This window comes from Pseudomonas sp. SIMBA_041 (assembly GCF_046535095.1).
Classification (GTDB): Bacteria; Pseudomonadota; Gammaproteobacteria; order Pseudomonadales; family Pseudomonadaceae; genus Aquipseudomonas; species Aquipseudomonas mucoides.
This window is the reverse complement of the sequence record NZ_JAWRXJ010000104.1, coordinates 1-342: the sequence shown is the minus strand read 5'-3', so window position 1 is coordinate 342 and position 342 is coordinate 1. Positions and strand designations below refer to the sequence as shown.

The following is a 342-nucleotide window of genomic DNA, read 5'->3' as shown; positions in this document are numbered from 1 at the left end:
CGAACAGCAAGGTGAAGCGCACCTCCTCCCAGAGCCGCAGCAACTCCTCCTGCATCTTGCGCCGGGTCAGGGCGTCGAGGGCGGCGAAAGGTTCGTCCATCAGCAGGATCTTCGGCTGCATGGCCAGGGCGCGAGCGATCGCCACCCGGGCCTTCATGCCACCGGACAGGGTATGCGGATAGGCATCGGCGAAAGCCGCCAGGCCGACTTTCTCCAGGTATTCCAGGGCGCGCTCTTCGGCCTCGCGGCGGCCGAGGGTCTTCGACGCCAGCAGGGGAAACATCACGTTCTGCTTCACGGTTTTCCAGGGGGGCAACTGGTCGAACTCCTGGAACACCACGA

General features: G+C 64.9%; 1 protein-coding gene. It reads right to left on the bottom strand.

The window, feature by feature from the left end; genetic code table 11:
- On the bottom strand, window positions 1-342 hold a 342-nt coding region (locus SB725_RS30425; protein ID WP_410923061.1), incomplete at both ends, for an ATP-binding cassette domain-containing protein.